Annotated in this window: 27 protein-coding genes; 12 read left to right on the top strand and 15 right to left on the bottom strand. The window is 51.8% G+C overall.

Going from position 1 to position 26474, the window contains the following annotated elements; genetic code table 11:
• Positions 1–84: 84 nt before the first annotated feature.
• Complete coding sequence (locus HMPREF3016_RS04135) at positions 85–1074, bottom strand: protein argonaute-2 (protein WP_070740415.1); 990 nt, start codon at positions 1072–1074, stop codon at positions 85–87.
• 748 nt (positions 1075–1822) lie between these two features.
• Positions 1823–2479 (bottom strand): TetR/AcrR family transcriptional regulator, encoded by a 657-nt coding sequence (locus HMPREF3016_RS04140; RefSeq protein WP_070740418.1) that lies wholly within the window; start codon positions 2477–2479, stop codon positions 1823–1825.
• A 93-nt stretch (positions 2480–2572) separates the two neighbouring features.
• Here HMPREF3016_RS04140 and HMPREF3016_RS04145 point away from each other — a divergent pair, with 93 nt between their 5' ends.
• Together HMPREF3016_RS04145 and HMPREF3016_RS04150 are read left to right on the top strand one after the other, a co-directional pair.
• Positions 2573–2932, top strand: coding sequence for a nuclear transport factor 2 family protein (locus tag HMPREF3016_RS04145; RefSeq protein WP_070740421.1), 360 nt, complete (start codon positions 2573–2575; stop codon positions 2930–2932).
• A 135-nt stretch (positions 2933–3067) separates the two neighbouring features.
• Positions 3068–3850, top strand: a complete 783-nt coding sequence (locus tag HMPREF3016_RS04150; protein ID WP_070740424.1) for an SDR family NAD(P)-dependent oxidoreductase — start codon at positions 3068–3070, stop codon at positions 3848–3850.
• Positions 3851–3971: 121 nt separating this feature from the next.
• Here the strand turns inward: HMPREF3016_RS04150 and HMPREF3016_RS04155 are convergent, their stop codons facing one another.
• Positions 3972–4604 carry a DJ-1/PfpI family protein gene (locus HMPREF3016_RS04155; protein ID WP_070741080.1) on the bottom strand — a complete coding sequence of 211 codons (633 nt, stop codon included), beginning with the start codon at positions 4602–4604 and terminating at the stop codon, positions 3972–3974.
• Between the two features lie 299 nt (positions 4605–4903).
• Here HMPREF3016_RS04155 and HMPREF3016_RS04160 point away from each other — a divergent pair, with 299 nt between their 5' ends.
• The 3 genes from HMPREF3016_RS04160 to HMPREF3016_RS04175 all read left to right on the top strand — a co-directional run bounded on the left by HMPREF3016_RS04160 (position 4904) and on the right by HMPREF3016_RS04175 (position 7976).
• On the top strand, positions 4904–5863 hold the full coding sequence (locus HMPREF3016_RS04160) for an NADP-dependent oxidoreductase (protein ID WP_070740427.1): 960 nt from the start codon (positions 4904–4906) through the stop codon (positions 5861–5863).
• A gap of 662 nt (positions 5864–6525) precedes the next feature.
• Positions 6526–7341, top strand: a complete 816-nt coding sequence (locus tag HMPREF3016_RS04170; RefSeq protein WP_070740430.1) for a class I SAM-dependent methyltransferase — start codon at positions 6526–6528, stop codon at positions 7339–7341.
• A gap of 377 nt (positions 7342–7718) precedes the next feature.
• The gene (locus HMPREF3016_RS04175; protein ID WP_037231102.1) at positions 7719–7976 is read left to right on the top strand and encodes a GlsB/YeaQ/YmgE family stress response membrane protein; all 258 of its coding nucleotides are present in this window, start codon (positions 7719–7721) and stop codon (positions 7974–7976) included.
• Between the two features lie 106 nt (positions 7977–8082).
• On the opposite strand, the gene HMPREF3016_RS04180 is transcribed toward HMPREF3016_RS04175, so the two are convergent.
• From HMPREF3016_RS04180 to HMPREF3016_RS04195, 4 genes are all read right to left on the bottom strand, one after another.
• A complete protein-coding gene (locus HMPREF3016_RS04180) occupies positions 8083–8274 on the bottom strand; it encodes a type II toxin-antitoxin system VapB family antitoxin (protein WP_070618591.1) in 192 nt (63 codons plus the stop codon).
• A 237-nt stretch (positions 8275–8511) separates the two neighbouring features.
• On the bottom strand, positions 8512–8739 hold the full coding sequence (locus HMPREF3016_RS04185) for a YdeI/OmpD-associated family protein (protein ID WP_013397528.1): 228 nt from the start codon (positions 8737–8739) through the stop codon (positions 8512–8514).
• A 227-nt stretch (positions 8740–8966) separates the two neighbouring features.
• On the bottom strand, positions 8967–9710 hold the full coding sequence (locus HMPREF3016_RS04190; RefSeq protein ID WP_246828455.1) for a 1,4-beta-cellobiosidase: 744 nt from the start codon (positions 9708–9710) through the stop codon (positions 8967–8969).
• A gap of 432 nt (positions 9711–10142) precedes the next feature.
• Positions 10143–10910 (bottom strand): protein RtoA (Ratio-A), encoded by a 768-nt coding sequence (locus tag HMPREF3016_RS04195; protein ID WP_246828456.1) that lies wholly within the window; start codon positions 10908–10910, stop codon positions 10143–10145.
• 389 nt (positions 10911–11299) lie between these two features.
• Between HMPREF3016_RS04195 and HMPREF3016_RS04200 the strand changes: the two genes are divergently transcribed.
• Positions 11300–11512, top strand: a complete 213-nt coding sequence (locus tag HMPREF3016_RS04200; RefSeq protein ID WP_070740440.1) for a TOBE domain-containing protein — start codon at positions 11300–11302, stop codon at positions 11510–11512.
• 112 nt (positions 11513–11624) lie between these two features.
• Here HMPREF3016_RS04200 and HMPREF3016_RS04205 read toward each other — a convergent pair whose 3' ends face one another.
• From HMPREF3016_RS04205 to ychF, 5 genes are all read right to left on the bottom strand, one after another.
• A complete protein-coding gene (locus tag HMPREF3016_RS04205; protein ID WP_070740443.1) occupies positions 11625–12350 on the bottom strand; it encodes a type 1 glutamine amidotransferase domain-containing protein in 726 nt (241 codons plus the stop codon).
• A gap of 75 nt (positions 12351–12425) precedes the next feature.
• A complete protein-coding gene (locus tag HMPREF3016_RS04210; protein ID WP_070740445.1) occupies positions 12426–14291 on the bottom strand; it encodes an SMC family protein in 1866 nt (621 codons plus the stop codon).
• Positions 14292–14789 carry an ABC-three component system middle component 2 gene (locus HMPREF3016_RS04215; RefSeq protein ID WP_141757701.1) on the bottom strand — a complete coding sequence of 166 codons (498 nt, stop codon included), beginning with the start codon at positions 14787–14789 and terminating at the stop codon, positions 14292–14294.
• A complete protein-coding gene (locus HMPREF3016_RS10945; protein WP_141757702.1) occupies positions 14774–15847 on the bottom strand; it encodes an ABC-three component system protein in 1074 nt (357 codons plus the stop codon). Before HMPREF3016_RS10945 ends, HMPREF3016_RS04215 begins: the two co-directional genes overlap by 16 nt.
• Before the next feature lie 60 nt (positions 15848–15907).
• Positions 15908–16993, bottom strand: a complete 1086-nt coding sequence (ychF, locus tag HMPREF3016_RS04225) for a redox-regulated ATPase YchF (RefSeq protein ID WP_070618568.1) — start codon at positions 16991–16993, stop codon at positions 15908–15910.
• A gap of 325 nt (positions 16994–17318) precedes the next feature.
• Here ychF and HMPREF3016_RS04230 point away from each other — a divergent pair, with 325 nt between their 5' ends.
• From HMPREF3016_RS04230 to HMPREF3016_RS04245, 4 genes are all read left to right on the top strand, one after another.
• On the top strand, positions 17319–18254 hold the full coding sequence (locus HMPREF3016_RS04230) for an ABC transporter ATP-binding protein (protein ID WP_070740456.1): 936 nt from the start codon (positions 17319–17321) through the stop codon (positions 18252–18254).
• Between the two features lie 2 nt (positions 18255–18256).
• A complete protein-coding gene (locus HMPREF3016_RS04235) occupies positions 18257–19018 on the top strand; it encodes an ABC transporter permease (RefSeq protein ID WP_013397541.1) in 762 nt (253 codons plus the stop codon).
• A 111-nt stretch (positions 19019–19129) separates the two neighbouring features.
• Positions 19130–20356, top strand: a complete 1227-nt coding sequence (locus HMPREF3016_RS04240) for a sensor histidine kinase (protein WP_070740459.1) — start codon at positions 19130–19132, stop codon at positions 20354–20356.
• Positions 20349–20981: a response regulator transcription factor gene (locus HMPREF3016_RS04245; RefSeq protein ID WP_070740463.1), complete on the top strand. Its 633-nt coding sequence runs from the start codon at positions 20349–20351 to the stop codon at positions 20979–20981. The genes HMPREF3016_RS04240 and HMPREF3016_RS04245 overlap by 8 nt, the downstream gene beginning before the upstream one ends.
• Before the next feature lie 55 nt (positions 20982–21036).
• Here the strand turns inward: HMPREF3016_RS04245 and HMPREF3016_RS04250 are convergent, their stop codons facing one another.
• Both HMPREF3016_RS04250 and HMPREF3016_RS04255 read right to left on the bottom strand, forming a co-directional pair.
• Positions 21037–22122: a 4-hydroxy-3-methylbut-2-enyl diphosphate reductase gene (locus tag HMPREF3016_RS04250; protein ID WP_004005183.1), complete on the bottom strand. Its 1086-nt coding sequence runs from the start codon at positions 22120–22122 to the stop codon at positions 21037–21039.
• Between the two features lie 27 nt (positions 22123–22149).
• Entirely contained in the window at positions 22150–23394 is a 1245-nt protein-coding gene (locus HMPREF3016_RS04255) for an MFS transporter (protein ID WP_070740466.1), read from the bottom strand.
• A 128-nt stretch (positions 23395–23522) separates the two neighbouring features.
• On the opposite strand from HMPREF3016_RS04255, the gene xseA reads away from it, so the two are divergent.
• Both xseA and HMPREF3016_RS04265 read left to right on the top strand, forming a co-directional pair.
• The gene (gene xseA / locus HMPREF3016_RS04260) at positions 23523–24833 is read left to right on the top strand and encodes an exodeoxyribonuclease VII large subunit (protein ID WP_070740469.1); all 1311 of its coding nucleotides are present in this window, start codon (positions 23523–23525) and stop codon (positions 24831–24833) included.
• A gap of 22 nt (positions 24834–24855) precedes the next feature.
• Entirely contained in the window at positions 24856–25137 is a 282-nt protein-coding gene (locus tag HMPREF3016_RS04265; RefSeq protein ID WP_048751915.1) for an exodeoxyribonuclease VII small subunit, read from the top strand.
• Positions 25138–25249: 112 nt separating this feature from the next.
• Here the strand turns inward: HMPREF3016_RS04265 and HMPREF3016_RS04270 are convergent, their stop codons facing one another.
• Positions 25250–26473, bottom strand: a complete 1224-nt coding sequence (locus HMPREF3016_RS04270) for a pyridoxal phosphate-dependent aminotransferase (protein WP_070536787.1) — start codon at positions 26471–26473, stop codon at positions 25250–25252.
• Position 26474: the final 1 nt, after the last annotated feature.

Below are 26474 nucleotides of genomic sequence, written 5' to 3' on the forward strand. Positions count from 1 at the left end.
GAAGACCCTTGAGCCGAAAATATATTTTATTTTTCAGAAATCTAATACACTAAACAAAATGCAAAAGATAATACGGTATATTAATTACCGTGCTGCCGACAGAGGAACAACCGGAATATAGGTACGGTTCCAAACCACGACGGGGTAGTACGCGTAACTCGCCGTTAAGGTATCCCGATCGAACGCATCAATGTAGACTCGATAATGGTGGTTCGGGTTAATCTTAGTGCCATCAACACTCACGTACATCCCGAAGCTCCCGTCCGAACCAAGACTAGACCCTCCGCCGTTGCTAACGTCATCATTAACGATGTTCCCGAACTCATCAAGTTCCTGAACACGCGGCTCGTACTGTACACGGTGGGTATTATCGATCCCCGTAGTCTCTACAGACAGAACGTTATCAGTATTCTGTGGGTCAATGAATCCATCGACAGAGGTGATCGCAATAAAACCGGAGTTCTGATTTGCGGGTGCGGAGGGCTGGCTATGACGGCTCTGATTATTCTGTGATGCAGAATTCGAGTTTGAGCTGCTCTGGGATGCGGATGCACCCTGTTGTTGACCCTGAGCCTGCTGACCCTGACCGTTAGCACTCTGCTGCTGGCTCTGACCGCTGGCATTAGTACCCTGCTGATCCTGAGATGCACTAGGCTGAGCCTGCTGCTGTTCACCGCCGGATGCAGCCTTCGAAGGATCCTGTGTCGCACCGCCCTGTGTGGCACCATCCTGGTTCTGACCACTGGCGTTAGCACCCTGCTGACCCTGAGCATCAGCATTGGCACCCTGCTGCCGACCCTGACCGTTAGCGTTAGCACTCTGCTGCTGATCCTGGGTTGCACCATCCTGGTTCTGACCACTGGCGTTAGCACCCTGCTGCTGACCCTGATCCTGACCGTTCTGTGCTGCAGAATTTGGCTGGCCCTGTGTGGCTCCAGAACGTGCCTCATCTTGAGGACTTGCAGGCGCTGCGTTTGCCTGCGCGAGCGGAAGAACCGTCACACCCGCAAGAGTGAAAATAGCAGCTCCGGTCATAGCCGAACGAGAATAGCGAAAAGCCATCATAAACTCCATTCATCGGTGACATGAACAATTCAACCCTAAACATAATTCAGGGCCGAGACACAAGGGATACCGAGGAATCATCACAATAATTATTCTGAGAACGAACTTTTTTACGTTGATATAGAAATATTCGAATTTATTTAGCCAAGGTTTTATAAAAAATTTCTCCATTAAGTTTTTACAGAAAAATATAGCTCTGCCTCTCGTTTTTGATACAGGCGAAGCGTATCTTGAATTGTAAGGACGTATCAGAATTATTATGAGTGCACCTTATCCATTAGATATTTTGACGTAGCTCACCGAATTTTGTACGCACACTGGCAAACAGGTTCCCCAACTCTCCCCTGATGTTCGATTGCATCGAGCGTTTCTACTCGAAGTGCACCATAAGCGCGACAAGGTGGAGGCCCACAAAAACATACCGCACGCCGCCCGTGTCGTGGGGTATTGAGTACCGCGAGATACAGCCTCTATTCTCACGTTGGATGGGTAAAACCGTTCTGGTGCACAATAGCGTCTACCGGCTCCCCACGGTATTGCAGGGTGATTCATACCTTTTGTTGAGGAGTATATGTCGTTTCTCACCAACTTTTTCCCAGTAGGTATCTACCTGGTGGACTACCGAAACGCGGCTAAACTCTGCGTATTTTTATCCTTCGCTCTTATGATCCAAGGCGGGCAATACTGCAATATTTCACGAGCTAGGTTAGATACTTTCTACCGAATAAGGTCTTGTATCCATCTCGCTGATTGCATGTCATATAGAGGGTTCGTGAGTTCCAATTCCAGTGAACAAAGTGTGCATAATCAAAGTGGTCAGGCGGTCTAGCTCGGCATCGTCTACAACCGCCTCCAGTCTGGCTAAATCATCCGGCCCGGTCGGCATTGGCGGGGCTTTAGCCCCCATACCAGTGCCGGTGATACCAGCTACCGCCTCGTCAGTCATGGCACGGAACATACGCTGCGCCCAGATAAGGTCTACATCTGCAGAGATATAGCCCTCACGCTGTGCACGCTCAAAAACCTTACCCAAACGCCCTAAAAGAGTGCGCTGTTTTGTAATCACGGCGGGATCATCATCGCTCAGATGCGCCATCGCATACAGCCAGATCGCTTTCACTCGCATCACGTTAACGGTCAGGCGATGCAGCGCCACCATTACGGGAGCGGTCTCAGGACTTGCTGACTCAAATGCTTCATAAAATTCTCTAACGGCAATATTACTCAGCTCCGCGAGAAGAACCTCACGGCTGGCGAATCTGCGATGAATAGTTGTTCGAGTGACTCCTGCAACCGTAGCCACCTGCTCCAGCGAGGCGGTTGGGTCTCGGCGCAATACTTGTTCGGCGGCATGAAGCACGATATTGACCGTGCGCCGCGCATCAGCTCGCAATGGCTTAGATGAATCAATCACGTAGTTATTACCCTAATAAATAGAACATGTCTGTTACAGTTAAATGCGTGGGTTATACCCGCATGTCATATATTCTATTCGCGAGAGGGTCAAATGACTACTAAGCAGACCGTCCTGAATTACTATTCGGCAATTCACGCCGAAAATTGGCAAGACTACATTTCCGATAAATTAGCCTATGGATTCAACAGTGCAGAACAAAATCTTGGCAAACAAGATTATCTGCAGGGGGCCGGAAATTTTTTTAATTCCACCACTAATGTTGAGCTTGCACATCTTGTGGTTGAAGGCGATAAAGCGGCGGTTATTGCGCGCTACACTGCAAAGTCCCCCGCAGGAGCCACCCAGATTTTCGAGGTTCCGGAATTTCTCACAGTGCGAGACGGCAAAATTGTTGCCTCCAGCATTTATCTTGACGGCGCCGCCTTTATGGCCTTTACAAAAGGCGAGTAAAGCTTTCTAGTCGCCTTCATTCAACTTCAGCAAATTCCTAAATGCCCGCAGCACATTCGCTGCTCTCGCCTGAGATAGCAGGTTTTATGCGGGAATTACTCTTTATCACTCATTCCCTCCCCCAAGGAGATCATCATGAATACCAATTCTGCGCTTTCCGGCAAGAATGCCGTTATTACCGGCGGCAGCGACGGTATCGGCTACGGTATTGCCGAAGAATTCGCCCGCCAAGGTGCTAACCTATTCCTCATTGCTCGCACCCCCACAAAACTTGCAGAAGCCAGCGCACGCTTGAGCGAATACCCCGTGACCGTGCACACCTTCGCAGCAGATTTAACGGATATTTCTGAGGTAAACCGCGCCGCCGAACACGCCCTCGATATTTTGGGAAGTATTGATGTGCTGGTCAATAATGCCGGTATTGCACGGTTTATTCCCTTTGAACAAACCGATGAGAACACTTTTGACAAGCATTTTAATCTCAACGTTAAAGCCCCGTATTTCTTGGCACAAAAGTTATTGCCTGAACTCGCTAAAAATTCTGGCAATATTGTTAACATTTCGTCATATTTTTCGAAGCGGATGCTTCCGGGGCGGCGTTCGACGGTCTATTCCATGACAAAGGGCGCATTGAATCTTTTCACACAGTCACTAGCGTTTGAGGCGGGTTCCGCCGGAGTGCGCGTGAATGCGATTGCGCCAGGAATGGTCGAAACTCCACAATTGCTGCGCAATGTTTCTGCGATGCCGCCTGAAGCGCAGGAGCAAATGAAGCAAAATGCCTCGGCGTTGATTCCATTGGGGCGCATCGGGAATGTTGCTGATATTGGGCGTGCCGCCGCGTTTTTGGCATCGGATGCGGCCGCATGGGTGACCGGCGCGGTGTTGAGCGTGGATGGTGGTATTACGACGCACTAGGCTCGCTGCCCTGTTCTCCCTTCCCCTCTCTCTAGCGCTGTAAAAAGGCTCTTCATACGAATCGAGCTTTAGAAAATCCGCTTTATTCGTATAAAGAGCCTTTTTATACGCTGGGAGGCAGCTACACTGACTCGGACTCGGCAGAATGTGCAAATGGGTCGGTGTCCGGGTCATTCTGCCACAGATATTCGCAGCGGGACGCGATCTCTTGAGCCGCTTCCAAGCCCCACCGGTCGGCGATAAAACCTAGAGTCATGTCCATACCCGCCGAAACTCCCGAAGATGTATAAAACTTCTCTGTGCTCACCCAACGCGCCTTCTGCCGCCACCTCACCTGTGGCCGCGTCCCACGCACCCACTCGAAGGCACGTTTGTTAGTAGTAGCAGGCTTCCCGTCAAGAACACCTGTGGCAGCAAGAAGTGCTGCTCCGGTGCAGACTGTCAGGCAGGTTTGGCTTTGCTGTACCAATTTCGCAAGGTTTTGCAGGAATAGGTCGTTCATGACGAGAGAGCGCGTACCTATACCTCCTGGAATCAGAAGAATGCTCCCCGGAGGAAGACTCTCAACAATTTCCGTCTTGAGGGTAAAGCCCTGGGCGGAACGTACCAGTGAACTACCGCTCTCGGATGCGCCCGCCACCGAGATATACCGCATACGCACATCAGTCACACGGTGCAAAAATTCGATAGGTCCCATAGCGTCGAGAGTCTCATAGCCGTCGAAGAAAAGACAGTACACAGATGTAGTCGTCATAGCACCCATGCTAAAAAGGGTCTTTATGTGAATCAAGCACGATTCTTCAACGTTTTATTCACATCAAGGGTTTTTATTATGCGCTCAGGCATGTGCTGCAGGTTTGTACGCCTGGAAATATACCCGGGTGCCCGTCGTAAAACCGTCATTTATCACGGTTTGGCACGCATACAGGTTAGAGTTAAACACAGAGGCATTATTTTGGGTGCCGTCGCCCATTACACAGCTGCGGTTCTCATGTCGAATGCCGTGCATCCTACACCGATGCTTCCGCAATGACCGATAAGAAAGAGATAAATATGTCGCTACCAACCACAATGCGCGCCGTACAATACGACAAATTTGGCGGGTCTGATCTGCTCATGATCAACGAGGTTCCCGTGCCATCTCCCCGCCCCGGCCAGGTGTTGGTACGCGTGCAGGCCTTCAGCGTGAATCGCATTGACGTGATCGTGCGCGAAGGCGAAATGCGGCTTTTTACGGGTAAACGCTTCCCCAAAGGTACCGGTGTGGATGCGCTCGGCGAGGTTGTCAGCGTGGGCACCGGCGTGATGGACTACAAAGTTGGCGATATCGTGTGGGGGTTCAACGGCTCCATTTCTATGGCACCCACCGGCACAGCAGCCGAATACGTGCTATTCCGTGAGAACCGAATTCACCATGCGCCGCGCATCCAGAACCAGATTGATGCGGCGGCACTGCCGCTCGTAAGCCTTGCCGCCCTGCAGGTACTCCGCAAGAACCTGAAACTCCAGGCCGGTCAGCGTTTGCTGGTAGTGGGTGCCAGCGGTGGTGTAGGGCATGCCGCACTGCAGATCGGGCAGATTTTAGGGGCTCAGGTGGCAACCGTTTCTGCCGAAGAAAATATAGCTCTGTGCCGCGAGCTAGGTTCGATTGAGGCATACGACCATGAGGCTCTGCCAGACCCCGAAAAGGTTGAGAAATTCGATGCGATCCTGGACTGCGGAGGCGTTGTGACCGCGTTTTACCGCAACTACTTGAAGCCGGGCGGGCGCATGATGACGGTCTCGCCTGACGGTCTTCCGGCGGTGCTGACCTCGCTGTTCACGAACCGTCGCGTGGGTTTCCTGCTGGCGACCAAGGCATCGTCCGAGGCCATGAAGTGGATTACCAATGCCGTCGAGCGTGGTCAGCTGCGCCCAGTTATTGAGAAGAAATACTCACTTGAGGAGCTTGGCGCCGCGCAAGATCGTGTAGCTGAGAAACATACACGCGGCAAACTCGTAGTGGTTATGTAACTCTTGAGTTATTCATACGGGCGAGGTTTTGACATATGGCCACGATGTTGTGGCTATGCACTCAAAGCCTCGCCTTATGCGTGCCCGTGACGATGCGGCACGCATGTTTGCGACGCTGGGAGTAGGCTAAAGGTATGAGAATTGGTATGCGAAAACCCAGTGTGAAACGAATGATTAAGGCTCGCACCACCGGTCGGGCAAAACGCGCCGTGAAAAGAGCTGTGATTCCTGGTTATGGTAAGCGCGGTATGGGGTTTGTGAAAAACCCGAAGCGAGCCGTAAAAGGGGCTATCTACCGCCGCACGACCTTCAGCGTGTGGGATTTGTTTAGGTAATGGAAGAGTTCCTCTCTTGCGGTAACGCTCAATTCGGGAGCATTTTCTTCATTCGGGAGCAGTTAAAGTGCTCCCGAATGAAGAAAATGCTCCCGCTTTGTCATGTTGTGGTTGTAACGCCAGAATAAGAGCCTGAATATACACCAACATTTGCCTCACACGGTTCTTCTTTACATGTTTAGAGCCGCCTCTCGCCTGCGGTAGCACTCCTCAATTTTGCGCCGCCGCATAAAAACCTTTGGAAAAGACCCTAAAAATAAAGGTTCTCGCGCGGTATACTAAGGATAAGCTAACCTCCTCGTCAAAGCTGAAAGGGACCTTTTTCCTATGCTGAAAATCGAAGATGCCATCAGCGAGACCTTACTTATCCCCCTGTACATGAAGCACCTCGCCTCGCAACAGCCCGACCCAATCATCAAAGATGAGGCAGCTGGACGAGTCGTTTCGCAGTTAGACTACAATTTCTCTAAATTTGATAACGCCATTCACACCGTTGTCGGCACCGCGATTCGCTCAGATTACTTTGACCGACTGGCAGCCGATTTCATTAAGCGCCAACCTAACCCGGTGATCGTTAATGTTGGATGCGGTCTAGACAGCCGCCGAGAGCGCATCGGGGAAATCGCGCAGAACGTGCCGTTTTACAGCCTAGATTTACCCGATGTGATGACTTTGCGTATAAAGTTGTTGCCCCCGCAAGGCAGTGAAGTTTTCCTGGGAACCTCAGCCTTCGACGCGGGTTGGATGGACGAGCTGAACGATCTGCAGCCGAATGCCCAATTTCTGTTCGTAATTGAAGGCATGATGATGTACTTTGACCGTTACACGGTGCGCGCCCTGTTCCGCGATCTTGCGCAGCGTTTTCACGGCAGTGAGATCGCGTTCGACATCATAAACTCGTGGATGGTTTCGCATTCTGATCAGCACGAAGCACTTAAGCACTCCCGCGCGCGATTCGTTTTTGGATGCGACGACGATCATGAACCCGAGCGTTGGGCTCATAACCTGCAATTGGTGAGCGCTAAACGGCTGATGACAGACTTTCCGGCGTGGAAGAAGAGCGGGGCACTGTCTGCCATGATAACGCGGCGTTTACCATTCCTGAAGGAATCCTTCCGTATGCTCCACTACCGGATAGACTGACATTGCTTACTTTGAGCGTCAGCAGATTATTCTTCCTCCACAAGCAGGATCCGGCGATTTACCCGTCGGGGCACTATTTCAAGCGCAGCAGGAAATAAACCGCATTCCGAAACTGGGTGAGGTAACAAACCAGATCCCGTTGCCTTTTAGCGCGTCTTACCCCGGCTGCTCTTTTCTGCTCCTGGGGTTATAGCTTCGCAGGTTCCGCATAGTGTGCAGTCCGGGTTGGAACCGCATACACGCATAGTTTACCCATCAAGTAATTTGTACTGTACAATTGAGGGTTCATATGCGATAACCACACATTATCGCTCGTGTGCAAAGTCTATAGGACTCTGCGCAGTAGTATGACTCATCCAAACCGCAAGGAGGTATCTATGGGTCAGCTTATTGGGATGATTATTGCGGGTGCTATTATTGGCGCCCTTGCCCGCCTGTTCATGAAGGGTCAGCAGAATATTTCTATTCTCTGGACCATCATCTTGGGCGCTGTTGGCGCGTTTGTCGGAGGCTGGGTAGCTGGTCTGCTTGGCGTTGCTGAAACCGCCGGTATCGACTGGATCCGCTGGATTCTTTCGATTATCGCCGCGATGGTCGCTATCTCCATCTATCTGAGCGTCACACACAAGAAGTAGCTTCTTCCACATTCTGCAAAAGCGGATCCTCGAACATTCTGTTTCGAGGATCCGCTTTTATTGTGCGTTATGGGTGCGTTTTGTTAGAAACCGCCCTTATATGCACTCATATATCTTGGTGCCGTGGAGCTGCTTGGGCTTGAGGTTCGGAACCTCCTAATGTAGCAAGCAGGCGTCCGTTTTCAACACGTACCAGAGTTTCCAAGGCAGCACGCACTAGAGAAGAATGTTCTTCAATACCGGTGAGCTTAGCCGCTTTAGCAACAATCTCTTCATCCAAAGTCACAGTTGTACGCATAATACCCTCCGCATCAGTAAACAGCACACCCTTGATGTAGATAATAATGCTGCCTATTGTGCATTACACCGGTGAGCTAGAGAACGGTAATAATCATGGTCTGCCCCGTCGGGGATGTCTTCATCATAAGCCAGTCTGAATAATACAGATTAAACCGCATTCCACACCCCGACAGGGTGCAAGACACAGCCTAGGGTGCGTTTTTAGCATGACTGCTCGTAGCGGTGCATATTGAACCTATTTACGTGAGGCCTTATGCTCCTTGCCCATATAGATACCACCCTGTGCCAGCTCGGTGAGCATTTGTTCGAGGCGCTCGATACGCATCGCCGGTGTCTTGGCGCGGTTGATCCAACCAATATAGTCGTTGCGCTGATACGCTGGTCGAGCCTTATAGTCGGTGCGTAACCCCGCGTTTTTTAGGGCCGCCGCAATATCTTTCGGCATAGTGTGTTGCTCGCGCATAAAGCCTCCTGAGGTGGGTGTTTATCGTGTACCTGTACTCCACGCTACCCGTAGCACGGTGGCAGGTTCAAGATTTCAGGTAAGCGCGAACTATACCGGGCAGTATTTTCCACGGGTCACAGTACTCCTGAGGGCAGTTCTTGCTAGCCTTCACCTCACAAAGGCAGAGAGGCGCGCATCCTGCGATGGTTGAGGATGCGCGCCTAACCGTTTCTTTCAAAAAGATATCAGCGCTTTGCCGGCTGAACTGCTCCCTTAGGGGTTACCGCATTCGAACCATTGGGCATCACGGGGGTTTCAGGCGTTCCACTTGGGGTCTCACGAGACGCTTCACCGTTCATCCTGACCTCGTAGGTACCGTTAGGTTGCACCTGTGAGTTCTTATTGGAGCCGTTGGGCAGACCATTTTCATTTGTAATCCAAGACCCATCGGCTCCCACCCAATCGGTGTTTCCGGTGGCTGGATTGCTCCGATCCCACGATCCATCGGGATACACCCTTACAATCTCACCGTCGGGTTCGGTTGCAGTCCAGGATCCGTCTTCAGCAACCTGCACATACCCTTCAGCACCGGAATTTTGGTTCGCTGTATTTCCAGGGGCACCCTGTTGTTGGGCTCCGCCGCCAGCGACACCGCCGTTAGTTCCCGCACCCTGATCTGCCTGAGCGCCGCCTCCATTAGCGCCGGTACCAGCACCAGTACCGCCGTCACCCTGAACTGCGCCATTGCCAGAATTCTGTCCCGTACCCGCGCCGCCATTAGCGCCTGAACCGGAATTTCCAGATGTTCCACCACCGTTATTCACAGCGCTGGAGCTTCCCGTGGAGCTAGAAGCACGAGATGAACTTGATGCAGAAGAAGCCGAGGACGAACTTGAAGAATCATTCGCACTATTTGAACCACAGGCGCTCAAAGCCAAGATGCCAGCAGCAGCCAGAGATACACATGCGGCAATCTTCGTGGTTGTCATGATTTGCATCCTTTCTCCTGATAAATATCAGCTGGTGCTTTAACCGTCGCATAGCTCACATGTATTGTCAGGAATTTTCCAGATTTTGCAAATATTTTTACCACGAAATATAGTTACACCTGTGTATTACACATTAAAGAAATTGAATTACCTTATATAACTAAACTAAATTTTATTTATGAACGAATCAACTAACGATTATTAATATTTTGAAAAATCATAAATTTATACTGTCTCACATATTTCGCAAGACGGCGGCTTCCACCGGTATAGAATTTTTTGACGTTCACCCCAGACCGTAACCTCCGACGACGTTAGCCCCCAAATTTCAGCGGGTGTACGCCGTGCACACAATAGGGTGCGCATCCTCAGGTATTGAGGATGCGCACCCGTTTCGCGCAAAGCACTTTGCGAAAGTGTCTCTGCTGGTTATTACATGCCCGGCTTAGTGGGCTGTACCGGGTTTACTGCCGGGACCGCCTTCGGGTCGGGGAGTTTTCCAGGAGACACCGGGACAGCATTGCTGGGTATCTCGGGGGAAAGCTGACCGTCATAGGTAACCCGGTAGGTTCCGTCAGCCTCTACCCGGGCTACCGTGTGCCCGTCGGCATAGTTCTTAGTCCAAGAACCATCCGCCGCAACGGTACTGGTACCGTCTTCCCCAACGCTCGTCCAGCCACCGTCGCCGTCGACATGATACCGAGAACCCGTGGTATCAACGTAGTCCCAGGAAGCTTCGCGGTGGATTACGTATTCGCCAGGGGTCAATGCGTTGGGGTTTTTCGTGACATTGTGTTCATCATTCGCAGCATTCGCCCCTCCAGGATCGGCCTGTTGCTGCTGAGCACCGCCTTGGGCTTCAGCGCCCTGGTTCGCTTGTGCTCCGCCGTTGGTATCGGCGCCGGTTACACTGCCGCTCTGTGCGCCAGTGCCGGAGTTTTGATCCGCCCCAGTGCCGCCTTCAGCACCAGAATTTGCTGCGCCGCCATTAGCGCCTGAACCTGAGTTTGCGGAAGTTCCACCGCCACTATTCACAGTGCCGGATCCACCGGCGCTAGCTGTCTTGGAGGCTGTTGTTGATGATGAAGACGATGGGGAAGAATTCGAAGCATCATTAGAGCTATTTGAACCACAGGCGCTCAAAGCCATAATGCCAGCAACAGCCAGGGATACATATACAGGTACCTTCGTGGTAGTCATAATTCGCATCCTTTCTCCTGATAAATATCAGCTGGTGTTTTAACCGTCGCATAAGCCCATGTGTATTGTCAGGAATTTTCCAGATTTTGCAAATATTTTTTATAACAGGGTGTAAATAAGTGAATATATTACACAGTCAAGAATAGATAGGTATTATAAAACTAAAATAACTCTTTCTCTAAACTTCTTATAATAAGAAATATTGAATATTTTATTTATGAAATATATGTGCTTGAGTTAGGCCTATCTAGGTATTACCCCGGCTTCGCATCGCAGGAATTAGCGTAAGCCCTGGGGTTTGAGAGTTACTACCCGCACAGGAAGATGCTTGCACAAACTAAGACATGTAACATATAGGGGATATTCGTTTACTCTGAAAGGAACCGAGCATGAAGCTTTCTGCCCGTAACCAGCTCGCTGGCACCATTGTTGAGATTACCGAAGGCGCTACCAACGGCATCGTAAAGATTGAGGTCGCCCCCGGTCTGATTGTTTCTTCCTCGATTACCAACGCCGCTATTGAGGAGCTGGGTCTGCAGGTTGGCAAGCCCGCTACCGCTATTATCAAAGCATCCAACGTCATGGTTGGTGTTGAGGACTAGTCCTCTCCCCTGTGCGCCCGGTGCTCCCGGCACCGGGCAATACGAAAGAAGCAAAGCTCGATCCCGGTACGGTTCGCGATAACTGTACCGGGATCGAGCACGTTAAAACTAGTTACAGAGGCTCCGAGCCTTTACCCTTGAGAAGGTCAAGCCGAGCGAGTTCATCACACACAGAGAACGCGACAAGATTACCTGATGAGGAGTTGTTATGCCCCGTAACTAGTCCATTAGTCGCTGCCGCTGAGCTCCTGTAAGGCCTCTTCCAGCGAATGTAGTCTGCCCCGCGTTCTTTGGCTAGCTCTTCAGCGTTGTAGGGTACCTTTTGCGACACTAAAGCGAGTTTTTCTTCCCTCCAGGAGGGTCCGGTCAGTATTTTTCCGTTCACCAGATAGCTTCCGTCGCTCAGGCGTACATTGAGGATTCCACAGTACCCGTGCCCCACGGATGCGACGATCGCGCCCCGCTCGTATACGCTGGCGATGAGGTTGTGCAGCTCGGAGTTATGCGTGAAGTCGAACATAGCACCATGCCCACCGGCTAGGCATATAGCATCGTAAGTGTTCGGGTCTATAGATCGGATAGGAGGGGTGTTTTTCAGGAGCATCATGCGTTCCGGGTTATTCAGCCAGGATTTTGCGCTCTCATTGCGAAATGGGAATTTCAGCGATCGAGGGTCTAAGGGGACGTCTCCCCCGCGTGGACTGGCGACGTCCTGCTCGCAGCCCTCCCGTTCAAACCTATCCCAAGCGGTCGTCAGCCCAGAAAGCCCCAGCCCCGTCGGGTCACCATTATCGTACTGACCCACATTCGTCACGATGTGTAAGATTCTTTTACCCATAAGCCTATATTAGCTGGGGTGTGGGTATGTATGAGGTAAACCTAGATGCTATTCACATCAGTACTCAAACCCGTATTAGTCTAACAAATCCTCAAATCCATCAGTGGGGTGTGGAAAGAAACCATAACGGCCATAAGCTCCTTTGGTAAAAGTAAGATCTTTTGATCCTTCATGCAGGGGTTGAACAGGATCTATATTTTCTACAATAATAACCTGTCCATCAAAATTACTCTGAAGATTCTCATAAAAATTCTCCACAATATTAGAAGGAAGATCCCTATCAACTTTTGCGACACTAGGATTTTCTGGTGGTCGGTAAGTAACAATTGGTGAATCTAATACAACAAAACCAGGATGCGGTAGCCCCCGTTTGAAGCAATATTGAGCTAAGCTTACTGTAAAAGCTGCATGCAGAATTGCCCGAACACCTTTTCCGTGTTCTGATCTAAATTGATCACCAGCATAAATATCATTTTTTAACAAATCGTATCTAGTATTCGGGGCTTCTTGATACCCCCAATCTTGAAGCCGTTTCGACAACTCTTCAGAAAACTCACGAATAACCTTATGGCTTATTTCCTCAAATTTATATATTTTTTCTTTCTTATGGATATTTTCAATATCAGTTTTCATTGAATCTAGTTCTTCAAGCTGATTAGATAAAGCTATAATATTTTCAATCTCAGAACGAGCTTCAATTAAGCTTTTAAGGCCACTATTCGCAGGAATCAGATCTTCTTCAAGCACTTTAACTTGATCCTCTAAATTATCTACATTTCTCTCAAGTTCTTCTTTATTATCAAATATTATCTGCTCTCGCCTTTCCAATTCACCAATCGTCACAAGGAGGTCATTTAAGAGTTTTTTAGTTTTCTGTAACTCTGCATCAGCAGCTTCAGCAAGAGCGGTGGCTCCACTATTGCACTCAAGATCGTGATGTTGATATTTTGGCTCTGCGCCACAGAATGGACATATATCTACTTTAAAATATCCGAGAAGAGTTCCAGCTTCTTTTATCGTCTCCAACCTGCACAAGTCTGAAATATATTGTTTTTTAAGAATACCAAACCTAGACTTAAGAGTAAATATATCATTCAGTTCAGTTTTAGACGAAATGATTTGTTCTTTTATATGTAATACATTATCAACAATTTTATTACGTTCTACCAAAATATCAGAAATTGAAGAACTCTGCTCATTAATCAACGTATTTAGTTGCTCTAATTCAGTTTTCAAATTTTCATCACCTCGCACAATAGATAATTTATCTTTAATATCTTTAGATAAACTATCAATTAATTCAAGTTGTGCGCGCTTTACTATAGACCTTTCTCGTGGAGGCACCACAGCGACTATGCCCGAGTCGTCTTCTCCCTGAAGAAGTAATTTCAACACCGAGATCTCTTTAGTTCTTGTAGTATTTCGTCCCGTAGTCACAGGAGATTTTTCGGACTGCATACTAGTCTCATCTATAATACAAAGATGAGCAATATCACGAAAACTCAACTCATTAGTTTCACCATATTTATTTATCCTAATCATTTTATCAATAAGATTAATTTTATTAAGAAGAAAATATGATATGTTAGAGATATCTTTTGAGTTGTGCTTAGGTCTAAATGAGGAATCTGGCACAGGCAGAGGACCCTGTCGAATATCTTTATAATATACATTAAAGTTCCCGCCAGATGTGAGTCTAGATAGAGTAATACAGGATCCTTCAGGACTTTCAATGCCAAGCAGAACTGTCGAATATCCTTTACGCTCAGGGATATCTTTTAGTTCTTTCGCTCCCATCATAAAATCAAGCGCATTAACAATAAAAGATTTTCCAGTATCTGACGGACCATGTATGAGGGTAAGGTTTTTCCCAAACTCCACCCTGGCAGGTTCTACATTTTCTCCTATAAACGTTAAATGATTTATTATTATGTGTGACATTTATATGTTCCTATCTTCTTGTAATTGCACATTCTCTAGCTCTTCCGACCAATGACCAAGAGCCTTCTGGACAGATTCTCGCATGGATTCCTCATCCATATCTTTAAAATATTCTACAACCCATGAAGCTCTCTCCGACAGATCATGTGCATATTGAGTTTCTAACAGTCCAGCGAACCCTTCCGCACTTTCACTTGCACCGAAATATAGTCCGCTGGTTCGTGATTCGATATGAGCCAATCCAGCACGTATTAGGACCTCTAGACCATCCTGAATTAATTGACGCTTAACCCCCAGCTCGCCTACACGGATAGGAACTGGTGGGTGTAGACTATCTGGGCCTCCAAAATCAGAGCTGTGCAATAGACTATGATCAAAAAGAACAAGACGATTAAGGTCAAGCTTTTCAGGAAAAACCTCGACAAGAATCATCAAAACTCGAATTGCATGTTCTAACGGACTATTTAATATACTTCTCATATTTACCTCTTCACCCAAATAAGTCTATCCTCATTAGCTAGTTGGTGGCATATACCTTTACGGTCATCAATCCTTGAAACAGAAATTAATTTATGAGCTTGGAGATCTAGTTTTCCTGCAGCCGTAAGTACAGCAGTTAGACGCTCCCTACCAGTTTGATGCACTTCTTCTGCAATCTCAATAACCCCAGAATATATATCATTTTGCAAGTCCTCAAATGTTCCTTCTGGTACTGAATCACGAGCATATAAGCGCAAAGCTTCAGCAGAATAGAATGACTCACGCTGTCTCCGAAAATGAGATCCATGCTCATTATGAGATGAAATGGTATCTGGTGATAGATTTTCATCAGGGTTATTTTCTCGATAAACTTCAATCAATTGATCAATATATCTGGCCTCACGAGTCTCGACATCCTCAGGCACATTACCATCGTAGGGTTTACGTGTAGGTAATGGCCCTCCAAAACGGGCAACGTGGTAGGAGGTTTTACTATGATCTTTTATCATATCTTCGAGCTCAACAGATTGAAAGCAATTAAATTCGGTGTCCCTTACCAACTTCAGAATATCATCTCTAATATCTTCCAAATCAGATGCAGATCCCTTTTTCTGGTTTACCCAATCTATAAATTTTGTGCGTAGCTTAGAGGGCTGACTTAATAACCTATTTAGAGATGGCCCGCAACCTTTAGGAGCTAAGAAAGCATATCGCTGTGGCATTGTATAGTATCCATCATGCACGGCCCTAAATACTTTTAGAATTTCCGAGAAAGCATCTGATGGTTCCAAGGGTCGGTTGTAATGTTTTCCTTGATAACAATCCCATGGTCCTTCAAAACCCCTATCAGTTTTAAAGCCAGCTACATCGACACCATGATCATTTGATCCACCCATACGCTTAATCTGTTGGTATTTTAAGGATGTAACCCACTCCCGTATAAATTCTTCCCATTCAGCTGGATCATACCAATATACTCGTTGTTTTGGGGTGACAGGAGGTCCCTCAAGGGATGGCATTATTACATGTTCTGCTGGTCTTTGCATATCTATGAGAGTAACTTTCTTCATTTCCATGGTATTGATCCCCCCTATAGTCTTATACTCACAATCTGCCTAACTGTCATTTTCTTTATCCTACACATTAAACCTAAACTCAACCACATCACCGTCTGCCATGATGTAGTCTTTGCCTTCCATGCGGACTTTGCCGCGAGCCTTGGCTTCGTTCATGGAGCCTGCCGCATCCAGGTCATCGAAGGAAACAACCTCGGCCTTAATGAAGCCACGCTCGAAATCGGAGTGGATCACGCCCGCTGCCTGCGGTGCGGTGTCGCCCTTATAAATCGTCCAGGCGCGCGATTCCTTCGGGCCAGCCGTCAGATAGGTCTGTAGCCCCAGGGTTGAGAAGCCCACGCGAGCCAGCTTATCCAGCCCTGATTCGTCCTGACCGCTCATTTCCAGCATCTCGCGAGCCTCCTCCTCGGAAAGCTCCACCATGTCAGCCTCAAGTTTCGCATCCAAGAAAACAGCCTCCGCCGGGGCCACCAGCTCACGCAGCTGGGCCTGCTTCTCCTCAGAAGCCAGCACGCCCTCATCCGCATTAAACACGTAGATGAAAGGCTTAGCGGTCAGCAGGTTCAGCTCCTTCAAATGCGCCATCTCAAGCTTCTCGGCAGCCGCACGCGAGAAAATCGTGTTCCCATCCTCAAGAATCTGCTGCGCCTGCTTGTAAGTCTCCAGCTGGGCGGCATCGCCCTTTTTAATCTTCACGGCCTTCTCAAGGCGCGGAATCGCGTTCTCCAAAGTCTGCAAATCCGCCAGAATCAGCTCGGTATTAATGGTCTCCATGTCAGAGGCAGGATCAACCTTGCCGTCCACGTGAATCACGTCCGGGTCGTCAAACGCGCGCACCACCTGCGCGATCGCGTGCGCCTCACGAATATTCGCCAGGAACTTATTCCCCAGCCCCTCACCCTCAGAGGCACCCTTCACGATACCCGCAATATCAACGAACGAGACGGTTGCGGGCAGAATACGCTCAGACCCGAAAATCTCGGCGAGACGGTTCAGACGGGCATCCGGCAGGTTCACCACACCAATATTTGGCTCAATCGTAGCGAACGGGTAGTTAGCCGCCAACACCGTGTTGCGGGTGAGCGCGTTGAACAGGGTGGACTTGCCCACGTTAGGAAGACCGACAATGCCGATAGTCAGAGCCACAGAAAATCCTTCATAATGACGACGATAATTCGCCCACAACCCCGAGTGATACCAGGCGCAGGCACAGACAATTAACATTCTACCGCGCGGGCGGTTACTCTGCGCCGAAGGGTGAGGTTCGTGCTCCTTCCCCGCTGAATACCCCCCCCCCGCTATTTTGGGGTTTATTGTGTATTGGGCGACTTAAATAACCGCCTGATGCACAATAACTCGCAAAATAGAACACCGCCAAGGCGGCGCATCCCCAAAAACCATGACACCTGTCATAGGTATGTCATGACAGCACGCACTTATAGCACCCGGTACAAGCTGGTGTACTAGAGGTATGAACACGACAACAGTTATTCAGGCAGAGAATCTGACCCAGGTTTTCCGGGTTCCAGGCGGCACCCTCACTGCCGTTGATAATCTCGACCTCACCATCAGCAAGGGCGAAATCATAGCCCTGCTCGGCCCCAACGGGGCGGGCAAAACCACTCTCATTGATATGATTCTGGGGCTGACCGAACCGGCGCGAGGAACCCTCACCGTACAAGGTATCTCCCCTAAAAAGGCGGTGCAGCGCGGCGATATTGGGGCTGTTCTGCAAACCGGCGGGCTCCTCAAAGACCTGACCGTGCGGCAAACCCTCGAAATGCTTGCTACGCTCTATCCCGCCCGCATCGACATTGATGAGGTGCTTGCCAGCGCAGACCTGACCGAGCTGGCGCATCGCAAAGTCGGCAAATGCTCCGGCGGGCAGCAGCAGCGCATCCGGTTCGCTATCGCCACCATGCATGATCCCAATATCCTCATTCTGGATGAGCCCACCACCGGCATGGACGTTACCGCCCGCCGCACCTTCTGGGAACGCATGGATAAACTCGCCGAAACCGGCAAAACCATTATCTTCGCAACCCACTACCTGGAAGAGGCTCAGAACTTCGCGCAGCGCATTGTGCTCATGCGCGACGGCACCATTATTGCCGATGGCACGTCCGAAGAAATCCGTGACCTTACCGGGTACCGGCACGTGAGCTTCCTAGCGGATGCGCCCCTCACCTTTGACGATCTACCGCATCAGCAGGTCGAAATTACCCAGGAAAACGGCAAATACCGCCACCGACTGAACATCTCGGATGCCGAAGATTTCGTGCGGCTTCTGCTCAACACACAGATTGTGAGTGACCTTGAAATCGTCAAACCATCCATGGACGAATCCTTCATGCTCCTCACCTCAGACACCGAATCAGCCGCATCTAGCGCCACAAAGGAGTCCTAGACATGCTACGTTACACGCTCTACGAAATTCGCCGGTCGGTATTGTCGCCGTCTTCCGTGTTTTACACGATCATCCTGCCGGTGGGGCTCTATATGCTCTTCGGCGCTCTGCAGGACTACGCAAAGGTCAAAGTCGCAGACGGTAACGCCTCCGCCTATGTCATGATCGGCATGGCACTCTACGGCGCTATCAGCAGCACCGTATCGGTCAGCGGCCTGACCGTGGTCGAAAACGTGGCCGGATGGGGCAGGCAGCTAGCCCTCACCCCCATGAATACCGGTAAATATCTGTTCTCCAAATGCTGTGTGGCGTTCGTAATGGCGGCGGTACCCGTCATAGCAGTGAACATTGCTGCACGCCTTACCGGAATCGATATGCCGCTGAATCAGCAGATCGCCTGCGCCGCGCTCAGCATACTATGCGCTATGGTCTTCGGGTTCTTCGGGCTAGCCATCGGGCTTCTGGTACCCAGCGAAAGCGCAGTGGGTATCGCCAACGGCGTTCTGGTGGTGTTCTCGTTCTTCGGCACGCTCTTTGCCCCGCTCACCAAAGACCTTATGCCCTACGCCCGGTTCACTCCGCTGTACGGTGCCGCCGAAATATCCCGCTATCCCTTCACTCAAGGGCTCACGATTATCAACGGCAGCGGCCCCGACTGGAACATGATCGAACCACTCTGGTACGGCGTTGTCAGCTTCGCAGCCTGGGGCGCGCTGTTCATTCTGGCGACCATGCTCCTTATGCGGCGAACCACGCGGCGCTAGGTCTTTCGCGACAACAGCTGCTAGGTTTTGGGCGCATCCGGCATTCACACCGCCGGATGCGCCCTCTGCGCTACACGAAGTCGTCTTTATACTAGAGTCCAGGAGGAGCATATGACACCGCTAAAACCGCGCGATAAAACCCACGAGAACCGTACTATCAGCTGGATTAGTCTGGGGTTCTCCGCACCCTGGCTCGTATATCTGGGGTACATCTACGACGGCCTTTTAGAGCCTAATGCTCCGGTGTGGAAGCATGTGTACGTCATTATATGCATGGCCGTTTTTTCGATCATAGATGTTGCCGCGTATACGGTTCCCTGGATTCTTCCGGCGTCATCATATTTCAGGCGGTTGCTTCTCTGGACGGCTCTTCTCCTCGTGCCCGTATGTGGCGTAATGCTGATAGCTGCCATTCCGCCAGCAGCTGTACTCATCGGGTTCACCATCTACTTTGTGGCGCTGTGGACTTTCGCCGAGGACATTCCCTACAGCACGCGAATTCGCGGCGCCTTCGTTATTGCGGCAGTTTGCTGGATAATTTACATGTTCTCTGACGGAATCCCTATCGATTTTGCGGAGAAATCCCGCCTAACCTTCTCACTGGGACTCCCTATGATTGGGATTATGGGGTTCTCCTACCTGATCCAGCTGAGTAAAAACGCCGACAAAACCCAGGCCAAGCTTGACATGGTCAGCGAGCGCGAGCGCATCGCCCGCGATGTACATGACGTGCTCGGGCATTCTCTGACCGTGATCACACTTAAGGCCGATTTGGCGCGTAAACTTCTGCATGCTGACCCTGACCGTGCCGATGCGGAGCTTGAAGCGATTGCCCAGCTTTCTCGGTCTTCGCTGGCGGAGGTTCGTTCGACGGTCACGCGGCTGCGCATCCCGGATTTTTCGGGCGAAATTCAGGCGTCGGCGCGCGCCTTGCAGACAGCGTCGATCGCCGCTAAATTGCCCGATGCAGAACGTGCTCTCTCAGTGGTTGGGGTGAATTCTTCGCTTTTTTCGTGGGTACTACGTGAGGCTGTGACGAATATTGTGCGGCATTCGCAGGCCTGTTTTTGTGAGGTGCGGTTGAGTAATACCGGGCTTGAAATTCTTGATAATGGGGCGGGTATTCCCGCCGAGTACGCTGCCGGAAGCGGTATTAAGGGCATGAAGAGTCGTGTGGAGTCTGCGGGTGGAACCCTTATTGTTGAGGATGCTCCGGTGCACTGGCTGCGGGCGCATCCTGCCGGTTCTGGGGCAGTGGACGTTCGGGGTACGCGGGTTCGGGTTAGTATGGACGGTAATACCGCCGAGATCGAGCCTTCGGGAGATACAGATGATTAAGATTATGCTCGCCGATGACCAGCAGCTTGTGCGTGAGGCGCTGGCCGCGCTGTTGGGGCTTGAGCACGATATTGAGGTGGTCGCGCAGGTTGGTGGCGGCGATGAGGTTCTTCCGGCAATCAACCGGTATCACCCGGATGTGGTGCTTCTCGATATCGAAATGCCCGGTTCTGAGCTCTCCAGCGGTATTGATGTGGCGGCCGCGATTCGGGATGCGAAACTGGTGACGCTCACCGGCGAGCCGGTACGTTCACTCATTGTGACGACCTTCGGCAGACCGGGGTACCTGCGGCGTGCTCTCGCCGCCGGGGCGAGCGGGTTTATGGTGAAGGATACGAGCGCATCCCAGCTGGCGGAGGGCATTCGGCGTGTTCATGCGGGTATGCATGTGGTGGATCCGGCGCTGGCGGCAGAGTCTTTGGCGTATGGGGAGTCTCCGCTGACCGATCGTGAGACCGAAATTCTGCGGGTTGCCGGTCATGGTGCTACGGCGCGCGCTATTGGTGAGCAGCTGTTCCTCTCCCCCGGTACGGTGCGTAATCATCTGTCTTCTGCGATGGCGAAGCTTAACGCCTCGAACCGGCAGGAGGCAATACGTATAGCCGCCGATAACGGTTGGCTTTAGGGCTTCCTGCGGTTGTACCGCTAATTCGGGAGCGTAAGTTCGTGTAAGGCGCGAACTATCGTGTGGGTTTTGCCCCGCGGCCTCCCAACTGGCGGCCCGTGTTTTCGTCGTTTTTCAAGGCGGCGCGCAGCTCTTTGGGCAGGGAGAAGAGAATGTCTTCCTTAGCGGTTTCTACCTCTTCGATGTTCTCGTACCCATATTCAGCCAGCAGCGCCAGTACCTCCTGCACCAGCACCTCGGGCACCGATGCGCCAGAAGTCAGCCCCACGGTCGCCACACCCTCAAACCAAGATTCATCCACCTGATGCGCGAAGTCCACACGTTCGGCGCGTTTGGCACCGTACTCTAGCGCGACTTCCTTAAGCCGCACAGAGTTTGAAGAGTTCGCAGACCCGACCACGATCACTAAATCTGACTGCGGGGCGATCTCTTTGATAGCGCCCTGACGGTTTGAGGTTGCGTAGCAAATATCGTCTGAGGGCGGGTCTTGAAGGGAGGGGAACCGTTCGCGCAGCCGCGCCACGGTTTCTAGGGTTTCGTCCACGGAGAGGGTGGTCTGTGAAATCCACACGACCTTCTCGGGGTCGCGCACGGTAACCGAGTCCACTTCATCAGGCGAATTCACGATCTGAATATGTTCGGGTGCTTCACCGGCGGTACCTTCGACTTCTTCGTGCCCGGTATGCCCGATGAGCAGAATATCGTAGTCCTGTTTTGCGAAGCGAACAGCCTCACGGTGCACTTTATTCACCAGCGGGCAGGTCGCATCAATCGTGTTCAGCTGCCTCTCCCCCGCGGCAGATACAACCGCCGGAGAAACTCCGTGCGCCGAAAAAACGGTTACGGAACCTTCGGGTACTTCGTCCACTTCATCCACAAAAATGGCACCCTGCTGTTCGAGGGTTTCCACCACGTGACGGTTGTGCACAATCTGTTTACGCACGTACACCGGGGCACCGTAGTGTTCGAGAGCTTTCTCAACGGCGATCACGGCACGATCAACGCCGGCGCAGTACCCGCGTGGAGTGGCCAGCAGCACCTTTTTGGCACTCGTGACGGGAGTTGCAGCCTCAATATCGGCGCGGCTTCGGCGGGTGCGCGGCAGCGGCGGCAGACCGAGGGAAATGGTTTCAGTGGACATGACTACTATCCTACGTTGTTTGTTCCTCTAGTGTGTGCGTACTGTGGTGCCGCTCGCAGTGAGCGCAATGAGTTTGGCAAGAATACCGCCCAGAAGCGAGACCACGGCTGCCCATGCACTGTAACTTGCGAGCGAATTCAGATGACCTGTCAGCATGGGGCGCGCCGTATTCACTAGGCCGTCCAAGAAAACAGTTCCCACCGTGCTGTCGGTACTGAGCCCAAGTGTCTGCGGGGTTTGCTGCGCCATGACCGCGCTCAGAATCCACAAACCCGCCGCAAGAATCAAGAACGCACAGGTCAGAAGCACAAAGCGTCCGCGCGGAAGCAGAATCAGGGCGATCGCTAGACCGATAATACTTGCTGCGATCAGTGCCCCGGACATACTTCCAACCCACTGCGCCCGCTGCACCGCATGCTGCACGGGGTTTCCATCACGGTCAATAGATATCAGGTGTTTTCCCCAAGATGAAATATCAGGGTCGTAGATGCCGATGCTGCCCACACGCGCATCAAGCTCGCGGTAGAAGGCGCTGATGTCGAGCGCTGCTGGATCATCAGGATGCGCCAGGTTGTAGGTGTGCGTATCCGCCGCAACCTGCCGCCACATGGTGCGGTATTCGGAGGTTCCGGTGAGCCTCTGTGCATTCTCGCTCAGGCGCTTTTTCACCTCGTCGCGGCTTGTGCTCAGAATTTGTGTGAGAAAGTTGTTGCCGGATTCGGGGAAGACTCGTTTGACCGCATCAGAGTTCATAACATCGGTGACGGCGGCATCGGCAATTCGTTTTTGAAAGTCTTGGTCTTCCACCAGCTGGGTGCTGAGCTGGTTGAACCCGGATTGGCTGATGAGGTTTTGATTGACCCAACTAGCAACGGAACCTGTTAGAGCACACAGAATACTCAAGGATGCAGCAAGAATCGCCAGAGCGTACCGCAGCTTTGAGACGCTGGTGGGCTCCAGCACGTGTCGCTGCGGTTTCTGATTCGCCAGGTTCGCCACGGGGGCACCCGTCGGTTCCGGGGTTTCGCTGTGCGGGCGCGGCGCATCCGAGGACTCATTGAGCACTCGCGTCTGCTGGTTTATCTCGGGGGCAGATAAGAGCGTGGTGGTTTCATCCGCACCCTCAAGATCATGCGGTTCGCTGGAGATAACCCGGTAGTCATCGCGCGGAGGTTCAGGCAATACGCGGGTGGTGTCTGGTGAGTCCTCTGGAACCTCAAGTTTGATCGTGCGCTTGGGTTCGTGGGGTTGGGGGTCGTCATGTGCACCCATAGGTTACAGATTACCGGGTTCGACAGAAAAGGTTGAATGAGTGTGCCCTCAGCGGAAACTGTGACGTGAAGAGTACGCGCATGACCAAAAGATGGGCAAAATCGCAGACTGTAGGAGAGAATGGGGTTATGACTGATTTTTCGGCAGCGCACCATGAATATCAGCAGTCGGCTCCCCCGATTGTGCCGCCTGCGGCTGAGCGGCAGCTTCCTGCAAAGTCGCAGGAGACTACACCGCAGAATCCTTGGCCTCTGGCGCTTTTGGCTCAGAATATGAAGAACTATATCGATAAGGTTCCGCAGCTGTGGGTTGAGGCGCAGGTTGCTTCCCTTAACGGGCGCGGCGGGAACGTCTTTATCGAGCTGAAGGATCTGCAGGAAGATTTTTCGTTTACGCTCGCCCTGTTCGGTCAGGCGGGGCGCGGCCTGGGTTCGGATGTGAAGGTTGGCGCACGGGTGGTGACCTTAGCGAAACCCAGCCTGTGGAAGAACGGTCGGCTTTCGCTGATTGGGCGGCGTATCTATGCGGTGGGCACGGGTAACCTGCACGAACAGCTGCAAATACTGCGCGAAAAGCTGGCTGCTGAGGGGCTGTTCGCGGATGCCCGTAAGAAGCCGCTCCCGTTGCTGCCGCATCGTGTGGGGCTGATTACCGGGCGTGATTCCGATGCTGAAAAAGACGTGATCCGCAATGCTTCGCTGCGCTGGCCCGGAGTACAGTTTGAGGTACGGAACGTGAAGGTCCAGGGCGAAGGCTCGGCGAGCGAGGTCATGGCGGCGCTGAGCGAGCTGGATGCACATCCTGAGGTTGATGTGGTTGTGATCGCCCGCGGCGGCGGTTCGTTTGAAGATCTGCTGTCGTTCTCTGATGAGGCTCTGGTACGTGCCGTGGCGGCGGCGCAGACTCCGGTTGTTTCGGCAATTGGGCATGAGGCAGACAGCCCGATTCTGGATGCCGTCGCGGACGTTCGCGCCTCTACCCCCACCGATGCGGGTAAGCGTATTGTGCCTGATGTCGCCGAGGAACTGGCGGTTATTCGTGAGGCGCGAGCGCGTGCCGACCGCGCGGTTTTGGGTTACCTGAACTATCAGGAGCAGTATATTCGGCAGCTGCATGAGCGCCCGGTGCTGACCCAGCCGGAAACGGATTTAGGGTGGCGCAGTGAGGATATTTTTCGGCTGCGGGAGCGAGCCGCCCGTTCGGTGGAGTACCGTGTGGCGCGCGAGCGGGACGCAATTTCACATACGATTGCTCGGGTGCGGGCACTCTCGCCGATGGAAACGCTCAAGCGCGGGTACACGATTGTGCAGCGTGCCGATGGTGAACTGGTACGCGATGCCACGACTCTATCGGCCCATGACAAGCTGACAATGCGCGCGGCGGTGGGCGGCGCCGAGGTCAGCGTGGTCAAAACATACGACTCAAATCTTGATCTATAGCTCTCTGGTGGAAGGTACATCATTGTCTGAGAATATTAGTTTTCATACGGAAGAGCTGGGCGCTCCCGTCGAGACCCTAAGCTATGAACAGGCGCGCTCCGAGCTTGAGAATGTGGTGCGGCAGCTGGAATCTGGCACCTCAAATTTGGAGTCTTCGATAGCCCTGTGGGAACGCGGTGAGGCGTTAGCTTCTCGGTGCGAAGCCTGGCTTGAGGGTGCCCGAGAACGCCTGCACGCGGTGCGTAACACTCAAGATACAACGGATGAAGAAGCTGAGTCTGAGGGTTCCGAGTCCGAAGACTAAGGCGTAAAAAGCTCTTGATGCGTTACCAGGCGTGAGAAAATCCGCTTGATAACGCATCAAGAGCAATAGGAGTGGGTGTGAACTAGCGCGGGAAACCGCCTAGCAAACCCCGCTAATTCTTTTGTTTGTAATCCGCCATGAAGTTACCCAGCCGCTCAAGCGCACTCTTGAGGGTCTGCACATCTGGCAGGAAAACCAGGCGGAAGTGGTCGGGCTTGTGCCAGTTAAAGGCGCTGCCGTGGCTGAAGAGAATCTTCTGATCTTTGAGCAGGTCAAGCATGAACTGTTCGTCGCTCTTAATGTTGAACTTTTCGGTATCAATTTTGGGGAACAGGTAGAGCGCGCCATCGGCCTGTTCACAGGTAATACCGTCGATTTCGTTGAGCATACGATACGCCAGGGTGCGCTGCTCATAGAGACGCCCGCCGGGGGCAACAAGTTCGTCAATGGACTGGTAGCCGCCGAGTGCGGTCTGAATTGCATGCTGGGCGGGCACATTAGAGCACAAGCGCATCGACGCGAGTAGGGTAATACCCTCGATATAGTTTTTAGCGTCCTCTTTTGGCCCGGTAATGGCGAGCCACCCGGCGCGGTAGCCGCATACGCGGTATGCTTTGGAAAGCCCCGAGAAGGTCATGCAAAGCACATCATCACCGGTGATGGTGGCCATGTTGATAGCCTCGGCGCCTTCGTAGGTGATCTTCTCATAGATTTCGTCGGCAAAGACCACGAGCTCATGCTCGCGCGCCACATCAGCAATCTGCTGCAGAATCTCGCGGGAGTACACGGCACCGGTGGGATTGTTGGGGTTAATAATCACAATGCCCCTGGTGCGCTCGGTAATCTTCGACTTGATGTCTTCAATATCCGGGTACCAGTTGTTCTCTTCGTCGCACAGGTAATGCACAGGGTTGCCGCCTGCGAGCGTGGTGGAGGCGGTCCACAGCGGGTAGTCGGGCATCGGAACCAGAATCTCGTCGCCCGGTTCGCATAGCGCCTGCAAGGTCATAGGAATCAGTTCCGAAACGCCGTTGCCCAGATATATGTCGTTGGTGTCAAGGTCAAGAATCCCGCGATTCTGGTAGTACTGCACAATGGCGGTGCGCGCAGAGTACAGGCCGTGGGAATCAGAGTACCCCTGCGTGACGGGCAGGTGGCGGATGATATCCATCATGATCGCATCCGGCGCTTCAAATCCGAAGGGGGCGGGGTTACCAATATTGAGTTTGAGGATGCGGTGGCCAAGCGCTTCCATGCGGTTGGCTTCTTCGAGAATAGGTCCGCGAATATCGTAGAGGACGTTGTTCAGCTTTGAGGACTGACGGTACTTCGTCATA

The sequence above is a fragment of the Rothia sp. HMSC065D02 genome, assembly GCF_001815285.1.
In the GTDB taxonomy this organism is placed as follows: domain Bacteria; phylum Actinomycetota; class Actinomycetes; order Actinomycetales; family Micrococcaceae; genus Rothia; species Rothia dentocariosa.

Excerpts from the sequence above, each read along its gene's own strand:
- HMPREF3016_RS04190 (WP_246828455.1), bottom strand. The coding sequence starts at position 9,710 with ATGACAACCACGAAGATTGCCGCATGTGTATCTCTGGCTGCTGCTGGC.
- HMPREF3016_RS04255 (WP_070740466.1), bottom strand. The coding sequence starts at position 23,394 with ATGGGTGCACATGACGACCCCCAACCCCACGAACCCAAGCGCACGATC.
- HMPREF3016_RS04240 (WP_070740459.1), top strand. The coding sequence starts at position 19,130 with ATGACACCGCTAAAACCGCGCGATAAAACCCACGAGAACCGTACTATC.
- HMPREF3016_RS04170 (WP_070740430.1), top strand. The coding sequence starts at position 6,526 with ATGCTGAAAATCGAAGATGCCATCAGCGAGACCTTACTTATCCCCCTG.
- HMPREF3016_RS04205 (WP_070740443.1), bottom strand. The coding sequence starts at position 12,350 with ATGGGTAAAAGAATCTTACACATCGTGACGAATGTGGGTCAGTACGAT.
- HMPREF3016_RS04175 (WP_037231102.1), top strand. The coding sequence starts at position 7,719 with ATGGGTCAGCTTATTGGGATGATTATTGCGGGTGCTATTATTGGCGCC.
- HMPREF3016_RS04145 (WP_070740421.1), top strand. The coding sequence starts at position 2,573 with ATGACTACTAAGCAGACCGTCCTGAATTACTATTCGGCAATTCACGCC.
- HMPREF3016_RS04210 (WP_070740445.1), bottom strand. The coding sequence starts at position 14,291 with ATGTCACACATAATAATAAATCATTTAACGTTTATAGGAGAAAATGTA.
- HMPREF3016_RS04230 (WP_070740456.1), top strand. The coding sequence starts at position 17,319 with ATGAACACGACAACAGTTATTCAGGCAGAGAATCTGACCCAGGTTTTC.
- HMPREF3016_RS04245 (WP_070740463.1), top strand. The coding sequence starts at position 20,349 with ATGATTAAGATTATGCTCGCCGATGACCAGCAGCTTGTGCGTGAGGCG.
- xseA (WP_070740469.1), top strand. The coding sequence starts at position 23,523 with ATGACTGATTTTTCGGCAGCGCACCATGAATATCAGCAGTCGGCTCCC.
- HMPREF3016_RS04160 (WP_070740427.1), top strand. The coding sequence starts at position 4,904 with ATGTCGCTACCAACCACAATGCGCGCCGTACAATACGACAAATTTGGC.
- HMPREF3016_RS04155 (WP_070741080.1), bottom strand. The coding sequence starts at position 4,604 with ATGACGACTACATCTGTGTACTGTCTTTTCTTCGACGGCTATGAGACT.
- HMPREF3016_RS04200 (WP_070740440.1), top strand. The coding sequence starts at position 11,300 with ATGAAGCTTTCTGCCCGTAACCAGCTCGCTGGCACCATTGTTGAGATT.
- HMPREF3016_RS10945 (WP_141757702.1), bottom strand. The coding sequence starts at position 15,847 with ATGGAAATGAAGAAAGTTACTCTCATAGATATGCAAAGACCAGCAGAA.
- HMPREF3016_RS04150 (WP_070740424.1), top strand. The coding sequence starts at position 3,068 with ATGAATACCAATTCTGCGCTTTCCGGCAAGAATGCCGTTATTACCGGC.
- HMPREF3016_RS04180 (WP_070618591.1), bottom strand. The coding sequence starts at position 8,274 with ATGCGTACAACTGTGACTTTGGATGAAGAGATTGTTGCTAAAGCGGCT.
- HMPREF3016_RS04270 (WP_070536787.1), bottom strand. The coding sequence starts at position 26,473 with ATGACGAAGTACCGTCAGTCCTCAAAGCTGAACAACGTCCTCTACGAT.
- HMPREF3016_RS04135 (WP_070740415.1), bottom strand. The coding sequence starts at position 1,074 with ATGGAGTTTATGATGGCTTTTCGCTATTCTCGTTCGGCTATGACCGGA.
- HMPREF3016_RS04195 (WP_246828456.1), bottom strand. The coding sequence starts at position 10,910 with ATGACTACCACGAAGGTACCTGTATATGTATCCCTGGCTGTTGCTGGC.
- HMPREF3016_RS04235 (WP_013397541.1), top strand. The coding sequence starts at position 18,257 with ATGCTACGTTACACGCTCTACGAAATTCGCCGGTCGGTATTGTCGCCG.
- HMPREF3016_RS04250 (WP_004005183.1), bottom strand. The coding sequence starts at position 22,122 with ATGTCCACTGAAACCATTTCCCTCGGTCTGCCGCCGCTGCCGCGCACC.
- HMPREF3016_RS04185 (WP_013397528.1), bottom strand. The coding sequence starts at position 8,739 with ATGCGCGAGCAACACACTATGCCGAAAGATATTGCGGCGGCCCTAAAA.